Here is a 4,698-nt window from a genome sequence, read left to right as displayed (position 1 = left end):
GACCCACCGCCATCGCAGGCAAGCCAGCTCCCACAGTTGACCGAGTAGGCTTGAGTGACTCGCCACACCTGATCGTTCCCACGCAGAGCGTGAGAACGATCTACAGGCACACTCGCTCTCACATGTTTGATTTTTATCAGGCCTCGGGGACGCCTTTTTCCCACGCAGTCCAGTTTTTGAGAATCGCCTGTACCAGAGGGTTGCCCGTGCGGTACAGGTTCTCCAGCGCCGGCACAAAACCGCCCTGGTCTGCGTATTTCAGCAGGTTGTCCACTTCACTGTACCCAGGGTACGGACGGTCGAAGTCGGACCCTGCGCGCACCACGGCCAGGCGTTGGATATCCACCAGGCCTTCGCGGCTGGCGCGCAGCAGGGCTTCGTAGGTGGAGTTGTCTTCCTGCTGGGTGGTGCAGTACTCGCCTTTATTGTCGGTCAGCAGCTTGGTCCAGACTTCAGCGCGTTCGCTCAGGCGTGTGCCGGAGAACCAGGTGTTGCCCGCCAGGGTGTCGCAACGGGTGACCTGCGGCGGCTGGTTGGCCGGGGCGGCCGGGTAGTGTTTGCGCCAGGCTGTGGACTCCTTGCTTTCCGTCAGCTCAACCTTCTGCGACAAGGCGAATGCCTTGGCCTGCAGCTTCGGGTTCAGTTCGAACACTTCGGTCTTGTAGTCCAGCGGTGGTTTTTCGTTGGGGCCTTTGGTGTTGATGCCGATGTAACCGGTCGGCCACTCCTTGGGTACGTCGCGCGAATCCAGTTCCCACTGGGTGCCGAACTCCACCAGGTAGTGCGCCCAGGCGGCGGTGCCGATGGTGCCGTGTTTGGGGCTGATGCCGGCAATCCCGGCGATCAGGAAATAACTCTGGCGCAGGTCGAACTTGGGCGACAAGGCCAGCGCCAGGGTTGAGGCGGCCGCATTGGTCTGGCCCATGCCGGTCACCATCAGGCACACATCCTGGGTGTTGCAGCGGATCACCGGGTATTCGGCAGACAAGCCCGGCACACGCACTTCCTGCTTGAGTTCCAGGCGGTCGATCCAGGTTTGCGCCTCTGGCGCGAACATGGTGATCAGCATCACTTTCGGTTTGATTGGCGCGGTGTCGGCCAACACCACGTGGGGCAGCAGGGCCAGGCCCACAGCAATCGAGAGACGGGTAAAGGTGTTCATCTAATGCTCCTTGATCAGAATTGGTAGCCCACGCCGGCGTAGTAACCCCAGCCGTCGGAGCGGGCGCGGAAATTACCCTCGCCAAAATTCAACTCGCTGCCATCTTCCCAGTTGCCGCCGTTATGAAAGTAACGGCCAACCAGGGTGAAGCGCAGGTGAGTAAACGAATACAGCAGCACGTTGGTGGCCACTGTGGAGTTGGCGGTGCGCGCCGGGTTGTCCTTGTGCAGGCTGGAGCCGAAATCGTAGTTGGTGAAACCGATGTAAGTCAGTGAAGCGCCGTTTTCGAAACTGGTGATGGGCACGATGTACTTCATCTGCGCACGGTAGCCGTCCCACGAGTATTCATTGCTCGCACCGTAGTTTTCCCACTGGTAGCGCCCATAGAAGTTGGCCGACAGGTTGACCCGCGAATGGGTGTCGATGTCGGTGCCCAGGCCGCTGTACAGGGTGTTGGCGCGGTTCGACTTGTTGCTGCCGTGGTCGTAGATCCAGTCAAACGCCACATACCATTCCTTGAACGGGCCGATCGCCAGGCTGCGTCCCGCCAGGTAATCGATGGAAATACGCGGCTCGTGCTCCATGAACACGGGCGAGCCATGGTCCCACACGCCTTTGTCATTACTGTTACCGATGCCGAGGATCTTCGGCACGTCGATATAGCCGTACAGCTCGAACGGGCCCTTGCGGCCGAAGTACTCGTATTCCAGGTACACATCGTCGGCGGGTTTGGGGCCGAAGCTGATGTCTTTGCTGCCGATCAACGTCAGGTCCTGGTTGAACCAGTCCGACATGTACGCGCCTTTTTTCGTCGGGCTCGCTTCCGGGCTTTTGGTTTCAGGGCTGAGGGTTTCGCCCTGTGCTGAGTCATCGGCGGTCTTTTCCTGCGCCAAAATGGGGGCACTGAGTACTCCCGTAACGGCGGCCAGTAGCAAAGAAACACCAAAGGAAGCAGGACGCCTTGAGGTGGGGTGCATTGAAAATCCCTATTCGTACGCGGTTGGACCCGATTCAGCGGGTAAGGGTGAACTTGGTTGCCAAGTTCGTTCCGCAAACGTTTGCACAGGTTGTACCAACTTTTCTCAATCGGTTGATCAGCCTGAAAAAAATGGGGATTAGTCGACCTTTTGATCAGAAATGACTGGGTGTCATTTTTTCGATGCGGTTAAACAGATGCATCGCGGTCTCGCGCCGATAGTCGCTCGGCGTCTGGTTCATTTCGATCCGAAAGTGCCGGTTGAAGTTGGACAGGTTGGCGTAGCCCACCTCAAAACAGATGTCGGCCACCGACATATCGCTTTGCAGCAACAAGCGGCAGGCACGCTGCACGCGAAACTTGCGCATCAGGTCGATAAAACCGTGGCCGGTGTTGCGTTTGAAGAAGCGCGAGAAGCCCGGTTCGCTCATGTCCAGTTGCCGGGCGATGACCGACAAGCGCACGTCGCCGGTCAGTTCACGCATCAGGTAGTCGAACGCCTGGTTGATGCGTTCGGCGCTGCGCGCGTCCAGGGTGGGGGCGTAGCAGGGGCTGGCCAATGCCTGTACGTGCGGCGGCGCGGCGTTTTTCAGGGTGTCGAGCAGTTGCAGGAACAGGATCAGCCGTTGCAGGCCGTGGGCGTTGCCGATGTCTTCCATCAAGCAGGCGGCCTGCACGGCAGTGTCGCCGCTGAACTGCAGGCCGCGCCGGGCACTGTCGAACAGTTGCTGAAGGTCGCCGAGCTCCGGCAACGTCTTGCGCAGCGCAAGGAGCGCGGCGCCGTCGAATTGCAGCACCACGTCGCGCCCGGTCAGGTATTCGCCAGGGGCCAGCTCGCCGATCCAGTCGTGGGGCAGGTCCGGGCCGATCAGTGCGACATGCCCGGCACTGAAGGCGCCGATGTAGTCGCCCGCCACCAGCTTGCCGCTGCCTTGGCGAATCAGGTGGATTTCAAATTCGGGGTGGTGGTTCCAGCGCGCCAGTTCATAAGGGTAGTCGTGCTCGAACCAGCGAAAGCAATGCTCGGGTTCGGGCAGGATCACTTCGAGTTCGGCGGGGCGGTGCTCGAACAGCTTGGCGCGGCTGACAGGCATGGTGCGGCTTCTTGTTGAGCTTGGAGTACCCTCAAAATACGCGCGTGCGGCGTGTCGGCGCTACCCCCGGTTTCGCCCGGCACTGATACTTTTTTGATCCGGGTGCCTGGGTTAAAAAAGTATCAGTTGAGCATGCGCCATTCGTTTGTGAGGGCTTGGCAGAGCTGCTGTAATCGGCGCTCTACAACAAAAACAACAGGTGGAAACCGCCATGCTCCAGACCTGCAAAGCCAAGCTCCCGCACGCGCTGTTTCTGCTCTCGGCCCTGGCGCTGGCCATGCCCAGCTACGCCGCCGACACCGTGACCATCGCCACGGTCAATAACAGCGACATGATCCGCATGCAGCGCCTGTCCAAGGTGTTCGAGGCGCAGCACCCGGACATCAAGCTCAATTGGGTGGTGCTTGAAGAAAACGTGCTGCGCCAGCGCCTCACCACCGATATCGCCACCCAGGGCGGGCAATTCGACGTGCTGACCATTGGCACCTACGAAACCCCGTTGTGGGGCGCCAAGCATTGGCTGGAACCCTTGACCCAATTGCCGGCCGACTATGACGCCGAAGACATCTTCCCCTCGGTGCGCCAGGGCTTGTCGGTCGACAACACCTTGTATGCCTTGCCGTTCTACGGCGAAAGCACCGTGACCTATTACCGCACCGACCTGTTCAAGCAAGCCGGCTTGAGCATGCCCGCGCACCCGACCTGGACCCAGCTCGGCGAGTTCGCCGCCAAGCTCACCGTCAAAGACAAAGACCAGTACGGCATGTGCCTGCGCGGCAAGGCTGGCTGGGGCGAGAACATTGCCTTGCTGAGCACCATGGCCAATGCCTTTGGTGCGCGTTGGTTCGATGAGCAGTGGAAGCCCGAGTTGACCAGCCCGCAATGGACCGCCGCCGCCAACTTCTACGTCAATACCCTGAAGCAATACGGCCCGCCGGGGGTGTCCAGCAACGGTTTCAATGAAACCCTGGCGCTGTTCAACAGTGGCAAGTGCGCGATCTGGGTTGACGCCAGCGTCGCCGGCTCGTTCACCACCGACAAGAGCCAGAGCAAAGTGGCCGACAGTGTCGGTTTCGCGGCGGCCCCGACCGAAGTCACCGACAAGGGCTCTTCGTGGCTGTATGCCTGGTCCCTGGCGATCCCGGCGACGTCCAAGCACAAGGATGCTGCCAAGGCGTTTATCAGCTGGGCGACCTCCAAGGACTACATCCAGCTGGTCGCCGCCAAAGAAGGCATCACCAACGTACCGCCGGGCACCCGCCAGTCCACCTACAACGAGGCGTACTTGAAGGCGGCGCCGTTTGCCCAGGTGACGCTGGAGATGATGAAACACGCCGACCCCGCGCACCCGTCGGCCCAGCCGGTGCCGTACGTGGGCATCCAGTACGTGACCATCCCTGAATTCCAGGCCATCGGCACGTCGGTCGGCAAGCTGTTCTCGGCGGCGCTCACCGGTGGCATGACGG

General features: G+C 60.5%; 4 protein-coding genes. 1 reads left to right on the top strand and 3 read right to left on the bottom strand.

Annotated elements, in window-relative coordinates:
* Positions 1–136: 136 nt before the first annotated feature.
* The 3 genes from WBB95_RS03175 to WBB95_RS03165 all read right to left on the bottom strand — a co-directional run bounded on the left by WBB95_RS03175 (position 137) and on the right by WBB95_RS03165 (position 3,232).
* The gene (locus WBB95_RS03175; RefSeq protein ID WP_424486259.1) at positions 137–1,162 is read right to left on the bottom strand and encodes a purine-nucleoside phosphorylase; all 1,026 of its coding nucleotides are present in this window, start codon (positions 1,160–1,162) and stop codon (positions 137–139) included.
* Positions 1,163–1,176: 14 nt separating this feature from the next.
* Positions 1,177–2,139 carry a nucleoside-specific channel-forming protein Tsx gene (locus WBB95_RS03170; RefSeq protein WP_424486258.1) on the bottom strand — a complete coding sequence of 321 codons (963 nt, stop codon included), beginning with the start codon at positions 2,137–2,139 and terminating at the stop codon, positions 1,177–1,179.
* A 154-nt stretch (positions 2,140–2,293) separates the two neighbouring features.
* Complete coding sequence (locus WBB95_RS03165) at positions 2,294–3,232, bottom strand: AraC family transcriptional regulator (RefSeq protein ID WP_424486257.1); 939 nt, start codon at positions 3,230–3,232, stop codon at positions 2,294–2,296.
* A 211-nt stretch (positions 3,233–3,443) separates the two neighbouring features.
* Between WBB95_RS03165 and WBB95_RS03160 the strand changes: the two genes are divergently transcribed.
* On the top strand, positions 3,444–4,698 hold a 1,255-nt coding region (locus WBB95_RS03160), incomplete at its 3' end, for an ABC transporter substrate-binding protein (protein ID WP_424486256.1).

This window comes from Pseudomonas sp., assembly GCF_049645325.1.
Lineage (GTDB): Bacteria > Pseudomonadota > Gammaproteobacteria > Pseudomonadales > Pseudomonadaceae > Aquipseudomonas.
This window is presented reverse-complemented; position numbering and strand designations above follow the sequence as displayed.

Excerpts from the sequence above, each read along its gene's own strand:
- WBB95_RS03170 (WP_424486258.1), bottom strand. The coding sequence starts at position 2,139 with ATGCACCCCACCTCAAGGCGTCCTGCTTCCTTTGGTGTTTCTTTGCTA.
- WBB95_RS03175 (WP_424486259.1), bottom strand. The coding sequence starts at position 1,162 with ATGAACACCTTTACCCGTCTCTCGATTGCTGTGGGCCTGGCCCTGCTG.
- WBB95_RS03165 (WP_424486257.1), bottom strand. The coding sequence starts at position 3,232 with ATGCCTGTCAGCCGCGCCAAGCTGTTCGAGCACCGCCCCGCCGAACTC.